We start from the raw sequence: 20,973 nt of genomic DNA on the forward strand, positions 1-20,973 counted from the left end.
CCGCCACTACGGACACGACGACACCGTGCAGGAGTTCCAGGACTGGGCAGCAGCCATCCCCGTCGCCTGAAAGCCGCCGCACGCGGAATCCACGCCGGCCAGCGGAGCCGTCACCCACACCCTCGAGGAAGATCCATGGAGAGGCAGTACAAGTTGTCGACGAGAGGGCGGATGGGGTGGGCAATCGCCCTAGTGTCCCTGCCGCTGGTCGCCGCGGGCGTGGTCTTCGACCTCACCGACGACAGCCTCGTCGAAGGAGAGAACTCCCCACTCGCTGAGCGTTACACCACGTTGACGAACTCCAATCCCGACGCATCGGCGGTGAAGAGCGCCACGTTTTCGCCGCGCTTTGGCCGACCGGACGGGGCGCGGACGCTCGTGCTCTACGATGGCACCGGTACCGCCTCGCAGGACGCCGAACTGTATGGCATTGCCGCCGGGAACCTTGCCACGCACTTCGGCGAGGCCGAGGTCGCACTAGTGGGCGACTACACCGCGGACAAGATGGAGGACTTCGACGCCGTCGTCTACCTCGGGAAGGACGCCCGGGCCACACCGCCGGGGGCCTTCCTCACCGACGTCCTGGAGGGCGCCGTGCCCGTGCTCTGGGTGGGGCAGAACATCGATGACCTCGCCGGCTCGACTGCGGAGTTCGTGTCCCGGTACGGCTGGGACCCCACCGCCCCTCTGGAGGTGAGCAACGACCAAGTGAAATCCGTGTCCTACAAGAACCGTTCCGTGCGCCGCAGCACGCTTAACTCCGACCCCGTCTATAGTCCGCGCATTGTGGAGCCCGGAAAGGCCCGGACCCTTGCGACCATAGTGTGCGGTGACCCGGCGAGCCCCCATGCTTGTGACGTCGTCGGCGAACCACAGATGGGCCGACTGGCCTGGGCCGTAAGATCAGGCCACCTCACCTACCTGACCGAGGCTCCTCTCCATGACATCGATCAGAATGACCTGTACCTGATCTTCTCGGATCTGTACTACGACCTGCTCGCGCCAGGGACGGAACCGGTGCGGCAAGCTGCTCTACGCCTGGAGGACGTGGGCCCCGAGACCGATCCCGGTGACCTCCGGAAGGTCGCCGAATACCTGCACGACGCTGGAGTGCCTTTCCAAGTGGCTGTCATGCCCGTCCACGTGGCCCGTACACCGGACAAGGACGGATGGTACGGGCGCAGCCTGCTCGATACCCCGCAAGTGGTCGAGGCGCTGAAGTACATGCAAGCGCGTGGGGGAACACTCATCCAGCACGGCACCAGCCATCAGTACGGCACGTTCGACAACCCGTACAGCGGCAGAACAGGTGAGGACTACGAGTTCTACCGGTACGGCTGCACGGTCACGGAACGGCCACCCTACGAATTCGGGGCGTGCGAGGCCGACTCCTACATCACCAAGATCGGCCCGGTTCCGGAGGACAGCGTCGAGCAGCACGTTGCCCGGATCGAACACGGCCGGCAGGTGATGATCGACGCCGGTCTGGGCGAACCCACGATCTTTGAGACTCCTCACTACACCGCATCTGTCAACGCCCATGCCGCGATCGCCGCGGTGTATGAGGCACGGTACGAACAATCCGACTACTACGCCGGCATGGTGTCGGGAAAGAAGATCACCCCGGCTTCCTACTACAGTCAATACTTCCCGTACACCGTCCACGACATCTACGGCACCACGGTGTATCCCGAAAACCTCGGCAATATCACCGAGACGGAGCAGAACAACCACGCCATCCGGGATCCGGACTACATCATCGATCGGGCCGAAGCGAACCTGGTCGTGCGGGAATCCACGGCCAGCTTCTTCTTCCATCCCCACCTGAGCCTCGACTTGCTCGATCAGACGGTCACCGGCATCAAGGATCTCGGCTACACGTTCGTCTCGGTCCGCGACTTGAGATGAGAAAGGGACGGCCTCGTGACTCGTTGAGCCGTCCGTGACGGGTATCCCCTGGGACCGGGCAACGAAGCTTCACGCAACAGCAAGCCGGTAGGCACTGCAAATCATTCAGTCAACCGGCACCGCGAGGAGCCCCGTCGGAGTCACCTGTGGCGGCGGTCCTGCCCTTCGCGGAGTTCGTCCAGGGCGGCTTCCAAAAGGGTGATTTTGCAGGTGCGAGCCGTTGTGATGAGCCGTCCGGCTGCTGCCTCTGGAGTGCAACCGGGCCCGTGCAGCGACCGCCTGTCACGCGTCCGCGATCACCGAACGTGATACTAGTGCTGCTTCCCGGGCAGAATACCGCTCGCCCCAGAGGGTGGTGAAGGGCTGTTCATCCGGCGGCGTGCCCAGAGAGCTGGCAGCGGCCGCCGTATGGGCCTGAAGTACCGACCGGGCAGCGGCCAGCAGTTCGGTGACTTGCGGGTATGCCAGTGAATACACGAGCCGGCCCCGGTCCAGCGGCATTGGATCAGGTGCTGCCCGCGCATTTGGTTCAGGTGCCGGGACAGGTGCGAAGCCTTCACCCCCGTCCTCGCACAGCTCCGGGATGGAGGACGCGCCCTGGGAGAGCAACTCCAGGACCTGCGCGCGGACCGGATGGGCGACGGCCTTGAACAGCTCGGCTGCAGCAGTCATCGACGGGCCTGCGCCGGCACCGTCAACCGGCGCAGCCGCCAGGGCCTGGCTGCTCTCCATGCCAAAAGTCGTAGTTGCTCATGCTCTTCGCTCCCTTCAGGGCCTGAAAGCAATAATCCTCCGTTGTCCGGTTTCCGGCCTCGAAGATTACCTACTTAGATCCGCTGCCGGACACCGCGGAGCTAACGGCCGTGGGCTGTCGTACTCGCGGTCTGAGATGCATTCAAGGGCCTGGATAACGTTGCTGTCGGCGCCGGAGTCCTTCGCGCGCGACGTTTTGTTCTGCAACTCGTTGTTGGACGAAAGTGCCTGAGCCGCTCTCCCGATAAAGGTATGAACGAGCCGAGGAGTTCCGGCTTGGCCATGTCTCAGCGGTTAGGTTAGAAATTTCTGCTGAACAGAACTCGGAGTACTGTCATGACGTAGATTGCATTTATGTTTTCTGCGCTCAGTTCTCATCGAGCGTGCGGTTTCTGCTGAATCAACAAGTAGGGGGCTTTTTTATGCTGCATCAATGTACTTGGGTTGAGCCCTTCGGTCAATGCGCACCCCTAGGCACCATAATCCATAAAGCTTCGAATCACGGACAACGAGCATGGGCATGAAGGCTACCAAAGAGAAAAGCGACGGTCCGGAAGGCTCACAAGAGTCGGCCACGCCTAACTTGGACCAACTCCAGCGGATCCGGAAAACATTCTCGGTTCGTCTTGCATGGGCCCATGCGGCCATAATTGGTGGTCTCGCGCTGATCTACATCAGTGAAGTAGCCTCGCGGGAGCCGCTCGCCTTCTTGTGCGGCGTTACACTTACCGGCACGGGTACCCTCGCAGTAGGAACATCCATGCTGGTTGACACTCTCCACACCAGAAAGATTCGACTTACTGCACACGAACGCACCGTCGTCGCGCAACGGGCTGCGCGCTCGAAGGCATACAGGGAGCTGCCGCGGGCGGTCCGGTGGTGGAGACGGGCATTCAGCATCATGCGCTGGGTCGGGTTCGCCATCGTTTTTGTCCTCGCCTGTGCAGTGGTCTTCACAGGCGCCCACCCTGCGGTTTTCCTAGTCGCGTTGTTTATGTTGGTGCCTCCCGTCCTTATACAGCGCTACTCTGAAGACCTGATTGCGCTTTGGGTCCCTGATGTTGATCCGTCAGGAACTCTAGCTCCTATCGACTTCATAAAAGGGACAACGACTGGCCGTGAAGTATTCGCTTACTGGCTTGCATTCATAGGGCTAATGCTCATTAGTGGTCTAAACCTGGACAATACCTTCGATCGGTCACTAGTCACGCCAGTTCTGGTTTTGTTGTCTATCGGTTCCACAGGCAAGATGCTAAGCAGTGGGCACAAGGAGTTTGCTGAGGTTCGCGAAGCAGTATTAGCGAAGGCTAGAGCGGGTGCGTCCTGAGGTGTTTCCCAGCCACCCAGAACGTCTTCGGCGGGCGAGCTGCACCGGCAGCGCGGTGCTTTAGCTGCGGCAGCCAGGGGCGGGAATTGCACGTCGACCCGTGGACGTCACCGACAGAGGTGAGATAGTGGGGTGGTTGAGGTTATGCGTCAATGCCTTCGTGTCGATTCGGAGTACAGCTATGTCGTTTGAGAATGCAGGTCGCGCTTCCCGTCGCAGCCCCGAGTTTGAGCCCCAGCCACCAGATGGAGCCCAAGACCGGGTGAGCGATCGAACCAATCGCGCACTCGGGCGTGCTGCTACAGGCAACGCTGTTGAGAACCCTTCAACAACCCGGTCCGCGCGGGTTCAGCGGGCACTTGGGAAGGCCGCGGTGGAGGGTTCCACTCAAGCTCGGGCACGGACCAGGGACCGGACCTGAACCCGAGTCTAGGAGTCCATCAGGTCGTAGCGCGTCAGGTCGATTAAGACCGGTTTGCGCGAGAGTTCGTGGCAGTGGAGGACGGCTGTGTAGGGGCCGCCCGGGGGAGAGGTCATCTCGACTCGCCCCAGGACCGGGACGTCCGCGTTCTGGATCCCTGTTTGGAAAGATGAACCTTCCCGGTGTGAATAGTTCATCGTCTGGGTTTGGCGGGCCACGGTGCGGGTGCCGAGGCGCTTACCAAAGTAGTCCGTCGTCGGTGCACCGGCACCTGACATGAGAATGTGCGTCGCACAATTCGACAGGATGGTGTCGCGCTCCTTCTCGTCAAAGTCCGTTACCTCCTGGAGCGCAAGCAACACGCTCATCCCCGAACTGGCCGAGGTTGCCATCAACTGCGGTAAATCAAGCCGCTCCTTTAGACGAGGGGCCTCGTCGAGCACAAGGAGGACCGGCCGAGAGCGCGTATTGAATTTCTTCAGCTGCGCGTTGATAAATTGCGACAGGAAAAGCCCGGAAACCGCCTCCGAGAGCCGTCCGTCTGCTAAGGGCGCGGTAATCAGGAGCAGTCCCGGTTCGTCGGCGGCATCCTTCAAAGTAAGCCCGCGGCGGGCGGTCACACGGTTGAATCCCGGAGTGTTGAGTACCTCAAGGTAGGTCGTAAGGAACTGAACCTTCGCGTAGTAGTCATCCTCGGGAAGGTAGACGAGGTCACTGAGCCGTGACCGTGCGCGATCCGGCGCGCTATTGGTAATGTAGCGTGCCAACCGCGGTTGATCGTCCAGGAGCCTCAGCAGGGTCTCAACCGTCCAGTTGTGATCGCTCGTACTTGCGTATTCCAGCAGTCCGCGCATCCATTTGAGGTCGCGCAGGCGAAACTCGCGGTTTGGGTCGTTTTCGCGATCGCAGCCCACGAGTGCGCCCGAGGCCGCTTCGATAGCGGTGTCGTTGCCGTGCAGTTCACGGATCCAGTTCCAGGGCACGGACCTCATGGGATCGGTGTAATCGAAATTCGAGATTGCCACCTCGGGCAGGGACGCCTGTGTGCCGGCGTATTCCTGAACCTTGGCGAGGAGGTCGCCGTTACCCTTCAAATCCAAAGCCACAACAAGATAACCCTGTGCCATCGCGGAGTGGATCCACGGTGCAATGACTGAGGTGGTCTTCCCGCTTTGGGTCGGCGCATACACCGCGGTATGGCGGTTGGCTGTCTCCGGGGAAAGCCCGAACTCGTCCTTGGTCTGGAAACCACTGCCAAAGCGGGGCGCCTGCGGCAACACATACCTGCCAAGTGGGAACGTCCACGTCTGCCAATTGATATCGCTGTCCTTGGCGACCCCGGAGTAGTCAAGGAAGTCCTGCGCCCCGGCCGGTACCGTGTCCCAAGGGCCCACCAGCCCTCGGCGCACGGCCCTGCTGCCCTTGTTCGCCCGCCGGATCGCGGCCTTGGTCGCAGCGGCGTTTGCCATCTGACGACTCGCGGAGTTGCTGGCCTCGAACAGGCCCCGTGTCACCTGCCAGCCAATTCCCAAGTTCTCTCCATCCTCGGTGGGCCTACCCCTTGATTCTCCGCAGCTGCAGTTACGGGACGCGGGCCCGTAACGCTGAGCCAGCCCCATCCGAACCGGACGAAGCGACCTGCGTGACGTTCGTGCTCTCGCCAACGCAGTGCTCGTACCGCGGAAAACCTAGCCTCATAGTAAAGGAACCCGGCGCGGCGTGGCGCTCCCGGGCCGCATTAAGGCATAGCTTCACAGAGGGCAGCCGTCAAACCGGCTTGGGCTACAGTGTGTGAAGCACATCTAGGAGGCATACGTGGGGGTACAGTCGAAGGGGGCTTCGGATGTTGAAGCTGACGACGAGGCCGGACAGAGTTCTGATGCGGGGAACGGGGACAAGGCCGCTTCTCCAGAGCCCGACGAGTCCTGGGACCTGCTGGACGAATCGCTGATTACGGAGTCAGTTGGCGACGCCGCCGCTCGGACTGGGGAGTCACCGAGTGAACTCCCGGCCGATGAGGTGACCACGGCCCTTAGGAACCTTGAGGTCCAAGTGCAGGAATTTCACGGCCGTGCGGCGAACTACGAGCAGATCATTCGGCAGATGCAGACCCGGATCGAGCACTTGCAGGGTGACCAAATACAAGCGCTGCTAAAGCCTGTCATCCAGAGGTTCGCCGGACTCCACGCCCAGGCCATCGAAGCCTGTGGGCATGCCCGGGACCGTGGGGAGGCGGCCGAAAAGGACTTCAGCTTCTTCGCCGTGGCCATTGAGGAGGCGCTCGGACTTGTGGATATCGAGTCCGTCCAGGCTGCCCCATCCACCGAGTTTGACCGGCGGAAGCACCATGTGGCCCGGGTTGTGGCCACCGATGTACAAGAACTAGACGGACGCATTCAGCGTGTCCTGCGGCAAGGATTCACCTATGTGGATGCTCCGAGGGTCTTCATCCCCGCACAAGTGAGTGTTTACCGGTACGAACCGCCGCAGGCACCTGCGGAGGCAGAACCTCTTGAGAATGACCCCAAGAACAAGCATGGCGAAGGAGACCTCGGTGAGTGAGAGTGTGTTTGGAATCGATTTGGGCACGACGTACTCGGCGATTGCGCGAATAAATGACCTTGACCAGGCCGAGGTGCTGCTCAACTACGACAGCAACCCAACTACCCCGTCCGTTGTTTACTTCGAGAAGGAAAATAACGTTGTGGTGGGGGCCGAAGCCAAGCGTGGGGAGCTGTTCGACCCGGAAAATGGTTGTTCCTTGATCAAGCGTCACATGGGGACGGTATATCCCCAGGAGTTTCGCGGGCAGGAGTACACACCTGAGAGCATCTCCGCGCTGATTCTCAAGGAACTCGTGAACACGGCCAACAGTGAACTCGGCGAGAAGGTCAGCAAGGTGGTCATCACCGTCCCTGCTTACTTCGGCATCCAGGAAAAGGAGGCTACGAAGCAGGCCGGGCAAATCGCGGGTCTGGACGTCGTGGGCATCGTGACTGAACCAGTGGCGGCCGCGCTGTCGCTTCGCATCAGGGGCGAGAATCCCGAGACCGTCCTGGTGTACGACCTCGGTGGCGGCACTTTCGATACCACGGCCATGAAGGTGGAAGCCGGCAGGGTTGAAGTCATCGCGATTGACGGAAACAAGGCTCTCGGCGGCGCAGACTGGGATGAGGCGCTGGCCCAGCTGATCTCGGATAAGTTTGTCGCACAAGGTGGATTGGGCGAGGAAAATCCCCGGTTGGATGCGGAATTTGAGATGGAACTGCTGAGCCATGCTGAGGAAACGAAAAAGTCCCTCACCAAGCGTGAGAACGCCCCGGTACGCTGCAGGTACAAAGAAATCGACGAACAGTTCACAGTCACCCGTGACGAGTTCGTGGTGGCCACCCAGCATCTCGTCGCGCAAACCATCGAAATCTCGCAGCGTGTAGTAGCCGCAGCCGAGAAAAAGGCTCCGGGACTAAAAGTCGATCGCGTCCTTTTGGTAGGTGGCTCGTCGAAGATGCCCATGATCGACGCTGCGCTCCGCGAGCAACTCGGTTGGAACCCGACAAGCACGGACTTCGACCTTGCAGTTGCGAAGGGTGCTGCTATTTATGGCCAGGCTGCCATTGACGAAGTCCTGTTCACTGACGGCGAGGAGGACCCCGCCGCTGATGAGGCAGGGGAGAAGTACTTCCTCGGAGGCTCAAAGACCCTCAGCGTGACGAACGCCCTTTCGCGCGGGGTCGGCATCAAATTTCAGCGGGAGGCGAGCGATCAGATGTATGTCTCGTTCCTCGTCCATGCAAACGACTCAATTCCGGCTACCCCGGAACCGATCAGGGCGGGCACGGTTGTGGATAGTCAAACTTCCGTTGCCATTGCACTGTATGAGCAGGGGGGTGAGCTCGAATCGGAGGCTCTGGAGGACAACAAGTTCCTGCAGGAGAAGATTTTGCCTATCCCGTCCCTTCCGAAGGGGTCTCCGATCGACATTACTCTGGTCGTGACTGCCGAAGGTCTTGCGCGAGTTACCGCTTACGACCCCACCGGCGGCCAGACCATTGATGTGGAAGCACAGCTTTCGGTCCTCACTGAAAAAGAGGTAGCACAGGCTACCGAACAAGTCGCCGCCATCACGCTGCGCTCCTGATAGCTCCGGACTGGGGGGGCGGGGCAGCAGTGGCATTCGATGCTGGGAAGTACAGAAATAGTGTTTTGGTTCCGCTGGCGAAGGATAAGGCCAGGCTAGAGGTTCTTCAGCAGGTCATTCGTGACGTTCAGGGTTCTGCTGGGATTGATGCTGCCGCACGCCTCAACGCGGCCGAGTTGTACGCACTCGATCCGGCAATGGGAGCCGCGGAGTTGGCAAGTCATTTTAAGAATCTCGAAATGACGTACAACAAGCAAAAGCACCTGCCCTCCGCCCAGTTGCTGAAGAAATTGCTGGAGCTGTTCGGCAAGGACAAAGCGGCCGATTCAGCATTCTGGGCCAGGTTGGCCGCTTCTCGCGGTCAGGCGCTTAAGGGGCAGCTTGACGGCTTCGCCAAGGCTATGGCCGAGGAACACCCTCTCAAAGTGGTGACGCCGCAACAGGTGCCGGAGATGGCCGCGGGCATGGGTTTAGCTGATGTGCCGGCGGCGGAGCTTGCGGCGGCGCTGAACAAGCACGGCGTTGAGGTTTGTCCCGATTTCGAAATCCCCAAGCTGCCGTTGCCGCCGGCGGTCCTTAAGGTCACCGAGTTCCCTGAGTTTAGAACTATTGTCGATGTGGTGCTCAGGCCCGAGCAGCCTTCTGATATTCGTCTGATCGATGAGCTCGCGGTCGGCAGCCCCGCACGCCGCTTGAAGCCGGCCGACATAGGTCCAGCCAAGGAGCGTCTCCAACAGCAGGAGGCGCAGGTGGAGGAGCGGGCACGGCAAGCAGCCCAGAATGCCTTGGCCGCTTTGACGGAAGTGAAGTCGGACTCGGACCTCCATGCTTTAATACTGGCCGCGGTGGCCAATTCGACCGAGCACCTGCTGCGTCGCGGGTTGCCTCGCGTTGCGGTCCGCGCCGAGCTGGTCAACCGTGGCGTTCGGCAGCTTGATGCCAGCAGACTGGTGGCCAAGCTTTCCGCGTCCACCCAAGTTCTTGGTCTCGCTGACGTTGCCAGCCGGCTCGCAGGCGGCGCCCTGGGGGAGGCAAGACGACTTCTCGAGGTGATTGGCCCGCTCGACGGCGAAGATTCAACCGAGCGGGAGCGTATCGCTGCGAGAGTGGAGGCAGCTGAGAATCAGAAGCGTCAACTTCTCGTGCAGTATGACGCGTGTATTGGGGCGAGGGACTATGTCGCTGCGGCGGCGGCGCTACGCGAAGCTCTCGCTGTGGATACGCAGGACGACGACTTGCGCACCAAGTTGTCGCGGTTGCCGCCATTACCTCCGGCCAGCTTGTCCCTGCGGGTGGACGGGCGCGCACTGGAGGTTAGGTGGTCGGCCGATGAGGACGCGGCAGTGAAGTATTCCGTCCTGCGCACGACTGCCCATGTTCCGGTCAACCACAACGATGGAGACATCCTCGTAAGTGGCCTCGCAAGCACACGATTCCGCGACGAGAAAGCGCCAATCGGGACCAACGTTACCTATTCTGTGTTTGCCACCCGTGACGGTTCCTCGTACTCGGACCCGGCTACTGCAACTTCCGTGGTGCTCCCCTCACCAATGGATCTCGCTGCATCCCCCGGAGTGACGGAGGTGTCACTTTCGTGGACCACCCCGCCGGAGGCCGCGGGCGTGGTCATCACACAAACTGCGCCCGACGGCAATCGAAGCGAACATACTGCAACTACACCAGGCCAGATCGCTTTACGGGGTCTGGCGACGGGTACGAAGTATCGCTTCTCCGCGAAAGCCGTCTACCTGCTCGCCGGCGCAGGACGCCGCGAGTCGGCAGCAGTGGAGGTTGACGCAATTCCGCGCGGCGCCATAGGCAGTGTCAGCGACCTTCAGATCGAGGCCGTGCCGGGCGGGCACCGGGCAAACTGGTCCCCGGTTGTGGGCTACACGGTGGAACTCTGGGCCCTCCCGGTCACTGCGCATGTGGCTCCCGGGACCCGCGCAACCATCGCCGAGCTGGCCAACCTGGGGGGCCGCCGATTAACGCTTAGTCCCGTGAGCGGTGCCAGGGGTGTGGCAGGCTACGACTTTGAGGCTCTCCCGGAGGTTCGCCTCCTTGTCCCCATCACACTCGATGGTGACGGCGGCTTAGTTGGCTCGACGCAGGTGGCGGGCTCGGCGCCTCCGGTACAGAGGGCTACAGCCGAGAGGTTCGGGGACGAACTAAGGCTGTCCTGGGAATGGCCCAAGGGCGATTACATGATCGAAGTGGGCTGGCAGGCCAACGGAAGCCACCATATGCGCAGGGTGTCGCGTACCGCATACAACGATAGCGGCGGCGTGCGTATCAAAGCATCGGAACTGGTTGGCGGGGTGACGCTCGCGACGGTCGTTAAGGTCGGGGCGCTGGAGTGGCTCTCCGCTCCCATCTCTGTTCCTGTCAGCGGAGTCTTCCCAACGGTGAAGTACGGGCTCGCGGTAAGGCGGTCAAAGTTCTTCGGGAAGGGCTCCGTGACCGTCACCGTTGAGTCCACCGAATTACGCGACAAGGTGGAATTGATGACCGTTGTCAAAGAAGCGAAGTTCATGCCCGGTAGCGTCTCGGATGGCACGATGGTTGATCGTCGTGTGATTGACTTTACCGCCGGGTCAACCAGCATTTACAGCGTTGACCTGGGCAGGGTGGCCACCCCGTTCTGGGTACGGCTGTTTCCAGAGTCAACAAGTGAAGTCCGGGTCGAGGACCCCCCCACAAGCCAGATGCGAGGGCAATGATGGCCATGTTCAGCTCGATGACTCCATGTCCGTACTGCTACACGGAGATTAACCCGCGGAAGCTGGCATACCGTTGCTCCGGGAGGCACGCTGCAGGCAAGACGCCCTGCGAGAAGAAGGTTGACCCAGCGCGCCGGAACCACTTCAATGACTCTGACAACTACTGGCCGGTGATAACACCGATTGGATCCGCGTCCGCCTGTTGTTCCAGTTGTGCCGCCGACCCCGGCCCGCCAATTTGCCCGGAGTGCCACTCTTTGCTGCCGGCGGAGTACGGCACCGACTCGGCGCTTATCGGACTCGTCGGTGTGCGTGATTCGGGTAAGACGGTGATGCTTTCCCAGCTCGACACCGAACTCCAGACTTCTGTTGCCGATCGATTCGACGCAACTATTGACGCCCCGGGCGGGAAGTCCGGGCTCGCCCGTGATCTTCGCATCAACCGGGAGTTGATGCTTCGGTCCGATGGGGTCCTGCCGGCGCAAACGCAAGAGAGCGGGGACGCAAAGAAGCCGCCGGCCGTGTACTCGTGGCGATACAACCGCAAGGGGTTTATGGGAATACAGCGGGCAGCGTCCACGGTTTTCTCCTTCTACGACAACGCAGGTGAGGACTTTGCGACGCCGGACAGAGCGCTCAGTCAAATTTACCTGGGTGCGACGTCCGGCGTAATCCTGTTGCTGGACCCGTTTGGCTTTACTGCGAACCGCGACCGTGCAGAAGCCAAAGGGGTGGACGTCCCAGATACGGGACCGGAAGCAGTGCTGGATGCCATTACCGTTGTTCTGCGGACATCGAAGGGCGTCAAGCGCAACAAGAAGATCAAGCAGCCAATCGCGGTGGTGATTGGGAAAATCGATGCATTTTTTGACCAGATCCCGCCAGACCACCCTTTGCGTCAGCCGTCATCAACCCGCCCGATTTTTGATGAGTCCGAATCCCAGACCGTGCACGATCATGTTGGCTCACTGGTTGAGCAGTGGGGCGGGGCCGGGTTGATCCGCAAATTGGAACACAACTACACGACCTTCAGGCTTTTCGGGGCGTCAGCTTTGGGTGCGGAGCCGGACTATCGATCTCGCCGCGTCAACAGCCGAGGCCTTCTCCCGCATCGGGTTGCGGAACCCCTGCTGTGGCTCATGGCGAGCAGAGGCTTCATACCGGCGACGGGAGAGTGACGTGGCGTTCGACGTAGCGACTTACACCGACGTTGCCGCCAGCGAGGCTGTTGACGGCGTGGACGGCTTCAACTTCCAGGCAGTGTCTTCAGGAGTGACGGGAGCTGACCAACAACAAATCCGCGCACGCCTCCTTCATCGGATTGTGCCGTCATGGGCCCTCGGGAACGACGCGCTGCGTCACCCCGCCACCTGCGCCTACATTGTCCAGGGCGGGCGCTTCTATCTGTCCCGGGGCGAATCCACCGGTGATACCAACAGCGGCCGCCCCGGTAACCAGATTACCCAGGCCATAGTGACCTCTGACCCCGACGATTTCGTGCCCTATCGCCCTGCGCAGTTGTACGGAGCGACGCACTGGAAGCTTGAGAAAGCTCCTCGCTCTTCAGCAGACCCTTGGATCACCCCGTTGGAGATCCGGCCTGAGTTCGAGGTACCAGCGCTGGAAGCGTTTGTCGCTGCCGATGAGTGGGCGGTGGCGGTCCTTCCCTACTACTTGACCATGCTGGAAGCGGCGATTGCACCTGAGCCGAAGAAGTTGGTGCTCCTTCACCACGATCTCGATGTGGTGATGCGGTGGATCGCGCTTGGGAGTCTGTTCCTCGACACAGATAGTGCTCGGACTCTCCAGTTCAGGGCGTTGGTCGATGACCCCTGGCGGGCCGACGCGATGGTGGTAGGGGTCAGCCCCGACTTCGGTCGTGGTGATCTCGGCGCCGCGAATGTCCTTAACCTCGTGCAAAAATCCATGCCCGGCATTGAACCGAGCAACTCAGCGCGCGTTCGAGCGGGGTGGTTTTTGGACCACGGCGCTGACGACGCCCTGAGCGCTATTGAAATTGCTCGGCGGTGGGAGCCGAGTCTCGGCACCGACCTGGCCATCGAGGCAGCACGGGTGGTGGGGTTGCCGGATGACCCGACACAGGGACGGACTGCCTGGCGGGCCAGTGTCGCCTCCACCGAGTTACTGGCGGTCGCTGGGCTTCGTGATGACCTGGCCCTTTACGCCGAGGAGCTCTGTGAAGCCAGTTTCGGATATGGACCTAGCGATATAGGCGAATTCAGCCTGGTCGGGCGCGCAATTCGGAAGGCGCACGATCTGGACGTTGATGAGTTGGTTTCCGAGATCCTGGTCCCCACCCTGGAGGCTCTCACCGCAGCGCCTTCCAGTATTGAAGCGTTTGCCCGCGAACTCTCAGGAGCGTCAGCCCCGGTGCGGTGGGAATCCGCCGAGGCACAGGAAGCTGCAGGCGTTTTTGTGGCGGAGTTGCTGAATTCGGTATCCGTCCACGCGCTTCCGGAACTCTTGGGGGCAGCGAAGGTAATCGCTGCCCCTGTGGCCCCCGCGGAACTTAACGCTGCAATTCGCCGGCTCTCTTCGGCATGGTTGCAGGAACCTGCAATCGGATTAGGACGATGGCAGCACTGGCTAGCAGGACCTGCCGTCGTCGAGGATACCGTTCAGCAACTCATCCTCAATTTGCGTGACGGCGACAACCCGGCTTTGACCTCCCTGCTTGAAGGCGACTGGGATTTCTTGGGCCAGCACTCAGAGGACCTGGAGCTGCATGGCTGGTTGGAAGCAGCCAAACTCGCGCGCATCCCGGTCGATGACCGCAATGACCAAGCGGGACTCACCTCACCTTTACCGGCTGAAGCTTGGAGAGTGGTCCTGGCGGGTTCGAGGTTGCCTCAACATGCCGGCCTGTGGGCCACATGGATCACCTCGCAGGGGCTTCCGGATGCCATGGCAGCAGCTCTGACGGCAGTGATTAATAGGGCATTGGCCGGAGAGCCCGGTTCCACCGGGGTGATTTATGCCGGCGACTGGAGGCCGATCATGCGTAGCCTTAGTGGGTCGGCGGATCCAGAGCTCACGCGCCTGGTAGACGATTATTCCGTTGTTCAGACAGCGTTCAGGAGCTCACGTGATGAAGTTCGCGCAGATTCTGCTGCGCGGCTGGATGCGTGCCTGCCCCACGCGGGCCGGCTGGCACCGCTTTTCCTCTCCGACATTGGGTGGCTGGTGCTGAACTCGGCCAACCCGGGCGAGATAGAGAAGTTGTTCCAGGCTGTTTCGCCCTGGGGGCCAGAAGCCATTCGTGCCACACTCCGCCACCTTGCCGCAACAAACCACGGCATGGAAGCTATCGACTCTGCCATTCATTTGCGATCCAACCCGGATGGTGAGATTTCGGCGGCAGCCGATAAAGCGCTCGCCGAGATCCTCAAGTCTCACCCCGACTTGCTCGACGGCGCCAGGGTCCAGCCCCGCCTCCGAGGTGTTATGGACAAGTACCTGGGACAGCAGCAGTCGCATGCCTTTGGTGGAATCCGAAAGTTGAGCGGGCCGTTCCGCCGGAACAAGGAGAAGTAGGTGGAAGAGCTCGTAGGGTGGGTTTTGGCTATTGTGGCAGGAATTGCTGCCGTCGGCTTCGCGCTTTGGGTTGCCGTTGCCGCCCTTGTGCGGATCTTTGCGTGGGTACTCGTGTACTGGATCGCAACCCTGGCGGTCGGAATCGTCATTGGCATATTGACGGGCATTGTCCTGCCGCCCCGGGTGTTGCGCGGCAAAGCCAGCGTGAAACCCGAGATCGCCACTCCTGACGCTGTGGTCGCCGGCACGGTGCTGGGTGCTGCGCCGAAGAGCCCGGCCAAACACTTTGGCTGGGACCGCGCTTGGCCCCTCTACAACCCTCACCAAGCGAAACGCGATGCGAACGCAGTCCTGTCAGAAACGAAACGAACGGTCAAGGGCACATTTGGCTGGCTCCTGAAACAGAATCCGACAGTTGTTTGGGTCGCCGTGCTGATGCCCCCGTTCGTAGGCTTCGCCGTCGGAGCGTGGATTTCGACGCTGATGTGGTATCTCGTCATGGGCGTGCTCGGTGCCATTGTTTATATCTTTCAGCACATAAGCGTCCTCGCGCACCGCTCGTATGATCGCCTGACCCGTCGCCGACGCAAGGCGGCGCTTCGTTGCGCCAAGTGTTACCGGGTGACGACTGCTCCCAGTTACCGATGCGCCAACACGTTGTGCCCCACGATCCATCACGATATGCGCCCCGGTCCCCTCGGCATCATCCGCCGCCTTTGCGGATGCGGAACGAGTATCCCCGCAACGGTGGGAGCTGCTGCGAAGCTCCTGGTCACGGTCTGCCCGTTCTGCCTTCAGGACGCGCCCAAGGGCAGCGGCACCAGGCGTGTTCTGCCTATACCGGTCATCGGTGCCGTGGGCGCCGGTAAAACACAGTTCCTGTCCAGCGGAGTGGTCGAACTTCAGAACCGGGTTGAAACATTGTCTGGTTCACTGACTCCGATGTCACCGGTGGCTGAGTCGTTCTTGAGGGCAGCTTCTGCCGCCGTCGCGTCCGGGAAGGCTGTGGCTAAGACTGCGTGGGAGGACCGGCCGGAGGGCGTCCCGCTGACCCTTTCCCTTAAAGGCCGGGAGCTGGAGCTGCAGCTTATGGATGCAGCCGGCGAAAATTTTGTCGACTGGGAACGCTCGCAGGGTCTTGGGTACATCGACACCGCTGACGTCCTGCTCTTCATCCTCGATCCCCTTGCGCTGCCGAAGGTGACCGAACAGGTACGGGTGGCGGGCAAGGTGGCCGACGTCCCGATTGCCCAGGGTGACCCCGAGGACTCCTACGCCAGTGTTGTCGACCGACTTCGTGCAGAAGACGTCCGCCTTGGCACCAAGAGTCTGGCGATCATCCTGACCAAAATCGACGTACTTCAATCGCTTTCTGGACTAGGGCCGATCGACCCTGCGGACAGTACCTCCGTCAAAGCATGGCTGCGTGGTAACGGGGCGGACGGATTTGTTCGGCGGGTTGACCAGGACTTCAAGCGTGTTGAGTACTTCGCCGTGGACTCATACGGCACTCGCAACGGCGTTGACGTCCTGCACCCCGTCAGGGTCCTGGACTGGGTCCTGCGAACCACCGACCCGCAACTAAGTGTGATGCCGCAGCTTGCGGCTGTGGCTGCTGAGGAGAGCGCAGTATGAAGGACAACGTTCCCCTGATTTACTGGACGTTCCGCACAGCATGGACTGTCCTTCACTTTCTTCTTGTGGCGGTGGCCACAGCTGTGTTGATCTGGTGGGCGCTTTCGGACAACAACGCTGAACGCATCATCGAATCGGCCATCCACGACGTCCTTGACCTGCAGCAGCGTGTCGCTAGCGCCGTACGATGGCCGTGGGGTGCGTGAGGTCGGAGAGATGACTACCAGCATCGGAATCGATCTCGGGACAACATACTCGTGCGTCATCCACCGTAAACACGACGGCAGCGAGACGGTAGTCGAGTCCTCTGATGGTGGGGAGCTGACTCCGTCGGTGTTGCATTTCTCCGCCGGGGACCGCGTCTTGGTCGGGGAGCGAGCCAAACGGATGCTTGAACGCGACCCCGGGAATGTAGTATCCGGAATCAAGAGGCAGATGGGGAGCGAGTTTCCGCTCGAGTACCACGGGAAGCATTACACGCCCGAGGGTATCTCGGGGATCATCCTCCGCCATCTTGCCGCCGACGCCTCCCAGTCGCTGGGTGTTCCTCCCGCTGATCTGGCAGCAGTCATCACCGTTCCTGCCTATTTTGGAGTGGCCGAAAAGGAGGCCACTTACGCCGCCGCTGAGATTGGCGGCCTGCGGTGCCTTGAGCTTCTTGCCGAACCAGTCGCAGCCGCATACGCGTACGGATTGGCCGACGAACCGGACATCACATCACTTGTATTTGATCTCGGAGGCGGGACCTTCGACGTCGCCGTCGTTGGGATGCACCGCGGTACGCCGCGCGTGTGGGCTGTGGACGGCGAGACGCGCCTCGGCGGCCTTGACTGGGACAGCCGGATTCAAGACCTGCTTTGGGTTCAGGTGGACAAGCTCCCGAACGCCTCGGATCTCCGGTACGACGAGGAGATGATAAGCGCGGTAGAGGTTGCATCCGAACGCATCAAACGCCAACTCACTGGTCGGGACAGTGTGATCGAGCGCGTTCGCTTACGAGGCGAATCAATTGAGCTTAAACTGAGTCGCGCGGCATTCGAAGAGGTTTCGCGCGACCTCGTGGTCCGGTGCTTGGACGCTGTTGACAGGGTGGTGCAGTCGGCCTCTGCATTGGGTACGCCCCGGGTGGGACAGATCCTACTCGTGGGCGGCTCCACCCGCATGCCCATGATCAGAGAAGCCCTCGGTGAACATCTCCAATTGCCTGTTCGTCTGATCGATCCAGACAAGGCGGTTGCCCGAGGGGCAGCCATCCTCGCCCAGCAGTTGAGCACCGTGCCCGGCGGGACCTCAAGTTCCACTTTCCGGCAAGGACTGCCGGGACCGGTTGCCCGCATAACGCCGGTTCTGCCACGAGCCATCGGCATTTTGATTCATTCCAGCCAGGAGCCCTGGAGGGAGAAGCCATACGTGCATCACTTCCTGCTCGCAAACACTCCACTGCCAATCAACCGCAAAGAACATGTGGTGGCGACCATCGTGCATGAGCAGGAGAGCGCCCGCGTCCAACTTTACGAGCAAGGTGGCTCGGTGACGTCCAAGGAACCTGCGGACAACCGGATCGTTCTGGAGGGTGAAATCGTGGGCATACCTCCACGGCAGGCAGGGAGCCCCTTGACGCTGTTCGTCTCGATAGACCTTGACGGACGCATCACTGTTGAATCTGCTGAAGGTGTGTCGCGGACCGGACTGGTGGTCGAGGCCTTCATCCACGGTGTCTTGGACGACGCGGAAGTCGCCGAACAACAGCGGACCGTTGGCAACCTGACACTGGATCGCTAGGGCGGAGGAAGCAGTGGCTGCAGGATGGACTCGGAAGTCATTTAGTTCGGGCGGTGTTACTGAGCACCCCATAGGTGCCAACTTCAAGCGGTTGCTGGCCCGATCCAGCGGGGCGGTGGTCCTCGCTTTGGACGTGAGTGGGTCGATGCAAGGCGACCGGATCGTCAAGGCGGTCCAGGGCTGTCAGCGATTCGTCGATGAAGCTGTCGGAGCAGGATACCAAGTGGGTGTGATCCTCTGGCACCACGCCGTCGAAGAAGACTCACCCCCACATGCCGATCCAAAGGGTGCCAAGGCTCTGCTCGCGCGCGCGAAAGCGGCTGGCGGAAATAGCGCCGTTCCATTCCTGACGCTTGCGCACAGCCAGCTGATGGCGGTGGACGTGGGCGACAAAGTAGTGGCCATCTTCGGAGATGGAGACCTTGGAGACCGGCAGAGTGCCGAAGCGAAGGCGCATCAGCTCGTAGCCGACAACATTCGCATCCTGACGTGCGGCTTGGGCGATGGGAGCGCTCAAGAGCTCGCTTCCATCTCTACGGAGAGTGTGGCTCCAAGGACTGCGACGTCAGAAAACCTCGCCGATTCCATCGCTTCAATGGCGCAGGGTCTAACCCGCAGAGGCGTTGAAAAGTGGCCGTAGGCGCGTGGGAAGGGCTGGAAACGTGAACGGGTTCTGGGATGGAATGATGGGGCTGCTGAGAAACCTCGGTGGCCCCGTCAGCGATGTAATCGACAAGATCCAAGCCGTCGACCCAACACTGCGGGCGCTCCTTGCAGGCGCAGCCGCGTTCCTGGAAACGAACGTCATCACAGGCCTTCTGGTTCCCGGCGATACCGTCATGCTCGTCGCATCGGCGGCAGTGCAAAGCGTCCCTGAGGGCGTCCTGCTCGGCATCCTTGTGTCCGTCGGTGCGTTCCTCGGTGAAGTCTCCGGGTACTGGCTGGGCCGCTGGGCCGGCCCAGCATTCCGGCGTGGCCGTTGGTTGCGCCGGCCAGTGGGGGAACATCGGATCGGGTCTGTGGGACGCATGGTGGAACGCTGGGGGGGCCCTTCGATCCTGATGTCGAGATTCATCCCCGTCCTGCGCACGGTCACCCCCTTCGTGGTTGGGGTCAATGGCTTTCCCTTCCGCCGCTTCGTGGCGTGGTCCGCCCCGTCGTGCCTCCTTTGGTCCGTCATCTACATCACAACCTACTCCCTGGCAAGCTCCTCACTGCGGCAAGGCGACGGCGTCGTCGGGGTATTCCTGACCCTTCTCGGTGCCTGCCTGTTTGCTGGCGCAGTCCTTGCACAGTTCTTTATTGAACGCAGCCACAAAGGGCAGGCAGCAATCACCCGGGACGTCGCATGAGTCGATGGCGGCGCCGCAAAATGCTCTCAGCGGGGATCACGGAATATCCGCATGGCCCACACCTTTCACGGCTCGGACAGCAGAAGGTGTTGGTTACCCGTCCAGGAAACGACAACATTGGCGACATCCTTTCCGGTTTGGGTATCGAATTCGAAGCGTTCCAAGGTTCTTTCGATTGTTCCCTGCTCTTTGTGAACTGCCGGACGCCGGATGACGTAGACGCCCTGCAGTTGGCCGAATTTGTTAACAGTGGAGGGTGCGTGTATGCGTCAGATCACGCCGACCGTCTGATAGATCAGGCCTTTCCCGGCCTCTTCGACTTTGGCGGCCACTTGGGCAATTCGGGCCGGGTGACCGCGGATGTCACCGACCCAGAGCTTAGGGACGTATTGGGAAGCCGCATCGAAGTTGAGTTCGATATGGGCGCTTGGGCTGTTCTGCAAGGAGGGAAGGTGGAGCCGCTTCTCACGTCGAGCGTAGACAGTGTGCACGCCGGGCTACCTCTCATGGCGTACGCGGAGTACGGCGCGGGCTCGATTTTCTATACGTGCTTTCACAATAAGGCCCAAACGTCGGACAGGGAAAAGCAGCTGCTCCAGCTCCTGGTGGTCAAGCAATTCAGTACGCAGTCGCATCAATCATTTAAGCAGGCGAGTGCGTCTCTTGGGCTTGCACTTGATGATTTTAGAAACGACCGACGTCGTTAGCGCCGATTGCGGTTCCGGGTAGAGGCTGGTGTGGACAGGATTCCATTGGAGTTCACACGCGACACGCGGGTTGGCGCCTGCCCGGCAGAAGTTCGCGTGCTGGATCGATCCCGAGCCGCACGTGCAGCCTGGTGCTCAGCATCCAACTCGCGTTGCGCGTAAACCACTCCCTGAGCTGTGGGCTCAAGGGTCTCTTCGAAAGTGCGGGTGAAGGTATTCAGGGCCCGGTCATCAGCGGCACGGACATGAACCGGCACGTAGGGTAGTCCCAATTCAAGGGCGGCCTCCACTCGGTGCCGGCCGCGAGTGACGATCAGATCCCTGCCTTCAACGACTTCTGCTTCGAGCCTGTGGTCTATTCCCTCTGGTGCGAAGAGGTGATAATAGGCGTTGCCGATGGCCTGTGTCTGTGCATCGTGGCTGTGCCTCATTTGGCGAAAGTCGTCGGTTCTCGCGCCGTCCCGGATCTGGTCGTAGACGGCCGGAAGCTGAGCCATAAACGCCTTCAATTGCTCAAATGTCGCCTTGGGAGAGATCGCTACCGGCTCGCCTTGTTGTAGCCGCTCGGTAGGGACTGCCAAGAATCGCGTACGCCAAACCAATGGACACTCCTCCGATTGAGACTGGACGCATTGATTCTAAGCCTCGGCAGCCGCATGTTAGGGGGTGCCGGGA

General features: G+C 61.0%; 16 protein-coding genes. 13 read left to right on the plus strand and 3 right to left on the minus strand.

All coding sequences use genetic code 11. From position 1 onward, the window contains the following. Positions 1–135: 135 nt before the first annotated feature. Positions 136–1,908, plus strand: a complete 1,773-nt coding sequence (locus ARTSIC4J27_RS04755) for a DUF2334 domain-containing protein (protein ID WP_083435323.1) — start codon at positions 136–138, stop codon at positions 1,906–1,908. 282 nt (positions 1,909–2,190) lie between these two features. Here the strand turns inward: ARTSIC4J27_RS04755 and ARTSIC4J27_RS04760 are convergent, their stop codons facing one another. Next, positions 2,191–2,640, minus strand: coding sequence for a hypothetical protein (locus ARTSIC4J27_RS04760; protein ID WP_050054079.1), 450 nt, complete (start codon positions 2,638–2,640; stop codon positions 2,191–2,193). Positions 2,641–3,175: 535 nt separating this feature from the next. Here ARTSIC4J27_RS04760 and ARTSIC4J27_RS04765 point away from each other — a divergent pair. After that, on the plus strand, positions 3,176–3,988 hold the full coding sequence (locus tag ARTSIC4J27_RS04765; RefSeq protein WP_050054080.1) for a hypothetical protein: 813 nt from the start codon (positions 3,176–3,178) through the stop codon (positions 3,986–3,988). Between the two features lie 429 nt (positions 3,989–4,417). Here the strand turns inward: ARTSIC4J27_RS04765 and ARTSIC4J27_RS04770 are convergent, their stop codons facing one another. Further along, a complete protein-coding gene (locus tag ARTSIC4J27_RS04770; protein WP_050054081.1) occupies positions 4,418–5,941 on the minus strand; it encodes a type IV secretory system conjugative DNA transfer family protein in 1,524 nt (507 codons plus the stop codon). Positions 5,942–6,224: 283 nt separating this feature from the next. Between ARTSIC4J27_RS04770 and grpE the strand changes: the two genes are divergently transcribed. The 11 genes from grpE to ARTSIC4J27_RS04825 all read left to right on the plus strand — a co-directional run bounded on the left by grpE (position 6,225) and on the right by ARTSIC4J27_RS04825 (position 20,298). Next, entirely contained in the window at positions 6,225–6,971 is a 747-nt protein-coding gene (grpE, locus tag ARTSIC4J27_RS04775) for a nucleotide exchange factor GrpE (protein ID WP_200900753.1), read from the plus strand. Beyond that, on the plus strand, positions 6,964–8,547 hold the full coding sequence (locus tag ARTSIC4J27_RS04780; protein WP_050054082.1) for an Hsp70 family protein: 1,584 nt from the start codon (positions 6,964–6,966) through the stop codon (positions 8,545–8,547). Before grpE ends, ARTSIC4J27_RS04780 begins: the two co-directional genes overlap by 8 nt. 29 nt (positions 8,548–8,576) lie before the next feature. Then, positions 8,577–11,267 carry a fibronectin type III domain-containing protein gene (locus ARTSIC4J27_RS04785; protein WP_050054083.1) on the plus strand — a complete coding sequence of 897 codons (2,691 nt, stop codon included), beginning with the start codon at positions 8,577–8,579 and terminating at the stop codon, positions 11,265–11,267. Positions 11,268–11,524: 257 nt separating this feature from the next. Then, positions 11,525–12,445 (plus strand): hypothetical protein, encoded by a 921-nt coding sequence (locus ARTSIC4J27_RS04790; RefSeq protein ID WP_200900754.1) that lies wholly within the window; start codon positions 11,525–11,527, stop codon positions 12,443–12,445. Position 12,446: 1 nt separating this feature from the next. Then, positions 12,447–14,822 (plus strand): GAP1-N2 domain-containing protein, encoded by a 2,376-nt coding sequence (locus ARTSIC4J27_RS04795; protein WP_050054084.1) that lies wholly within the window; start codon positions 12,447–12,449, stop codon positions 14,820–14,822. Beyond that, positions 14,823–16,457, plus strand: coding sequence for a TRAFAC clade GTPase domain-containing protein (locus ARTSIC4J27_RS04800; RefSeq protein ID WP_050054085.1), 1,635 nt, complete (start codon positions 14,823–14,825; stop codon positions 16,455–16,457). After that, the gene (locus tag ARTSIC4J27_RS04805) at positions 16,454–16,663 is read left to right on the plus strand and encodes a hypothetical protein (protein WP_050054086.1); all 210 of its coding nucleotides are present in this window, start codon (positions 16,454–16,456) and stop codon (positions 16,661–16,663) included. Before ARTSIC4J27_RS04800 ends, ARTSIC4J27_RS04805 begins: the two co-directional genes overlap by 4 nt. Positions 16,664–16,673: 10 nt before the next feature. Beyond that, the gene (locus ARTSIC4J27_RS04810) at positions 16,674–18,239 is read left to right on the plus strand and encodes an Hsp70 family protein (protein ID WP_050054212.1); all 1,566 of its coding nucleotides are present in this window, start codon (positions 16,674–16,676) and stop codon (positions 18,237–18,239) included. A gap of 145 nt (positions 18,240–18,384) precedes the next feature. After that, positions 18,385–18,879, plus strand: a complete 495-nt coding sequence (locus ARTSIC4J27_RS23525; protein WP_407681118.1) for a hypothetical protein — start codon at positions 18,385–18,387, stop codon at positions 18,877–18,879. A 46-nt stretch (positions 18,880–18,925) separates the two neighbouring features. Beyond that, a complete protein-coding gene (locus tag ARTSIC4J27_RS04820; RefSeq protein WP_161799542.1) occupies positions 18,926–19,591 on the plus strand; it encodes a DedA family protein in 666 nt (221 codons plus the stop codon). After that, entirely contained in the window at positions 19,588–20,298 is a 711-nt protein-coding gene (locus ARTSIC4J27_RS04825; RefSeq protein WP_152683784.1) for a hypothetical protein, read from the plus strand. Before ARTSIC4J27_RS04820 ends, ARTSIC4J27_RS04825 begins: the two co-directional genes overlap by 4 nt. Here the strand turns inward: ARTSIC4J27_RS04825 and ARTSIC4J27_RS04830 are convergent. After that, complete coding sequence (locus tag ARTSIC4J27_RS04830; protein WP_152683785.1) at positions 20,295–20,879, minus strand: ParB N-terminal domain-containing protein; 585 nt, start codon at positions 20,877–20,879, stop codon at positions 20,295–20,297. The two genes, ARTSIC4J27_RS04825 and ARTSIC4J27_RS04830, sit on opposite strands and share 4 nt — an antisense overlap. Positions 20,880–20,973: the final 94 nt, after the last annotated feature.

It is taken from the genome of Pseudarthrobacter siccitolerans (assembly GCF_001046895.1).
GTDB classification, from domain to species: domain Bacteria; phylum Actinomycetota; class Actinomycetes; order Actinomycetales; family Micrococcaceae; genus Arthrobacter; species Arthrobacter siccitolerans.

Excerpts from the sequence above, each read along its gene's own strand:
- ARTSIC4J27_RS23525 (WP_407681118.1), top strand. The coding sequence starts at position 18,385 with ATGCAAGGCGACCGGATCGTCAAGGCGGTCCAGGGCTGTCAGCGATTC.
- ARTSIC4J27_RS04805 (WP_050054086.1), top strand. The coding sequence starts at position 16,454 with ATGAAGGACAACGTTCCCCTGATTTACTGGACGTTCCGCACAGCATGG.
- ARTSIC4J27_RS04760 (WP_050054079.1), bottom strand. The coding sequence starts at position 2,640 with ATGGAGAGCAGCCAGGCCCTGGCGGCTGCGCCGGTTGACGGTGCCGGC.
- ARTSIC4J27_RS04755 (WP_083435323.1), top strand. The coding sequence starts at position 136 with ATGGAGAGGCAGTACAAGTTGTCGACGAGAGGGCGGATGGGGTGGGCA.
- ARTSIC4J27_RS04810 (WP_050054212.1), top strand. The coding sequence starts at position 16,674 with ATGACTACCAGCATCGGAATCGATCTCGGGACAACATACTCGTGCGTC.
- ARTSIC4J27_RS04820 (WP_161799542.1), top strand. The coding sequence starts at position 18,926 with ATGGGGCTGCTGAGAAACCTCGGTGGCCCCGTCAGCGATGTAATCGAC.
- ARTSIC4J27_RS04765 (WP_050054080.1), top strand. The coding sequence starts at position 3,176 with ATGGGCATGAAGGCTACCAAAGAGAAAAGCGACGGTCCGGAAGGCTCA.
- ARTSIC4J27_RS04825 (WP_152683784.1), top strand. The coding sequence starts at position 19,588 with ATGAGTCGATGGCGGCGCCGCAAAATGCTCTCAGCGGGGATCACGGAA.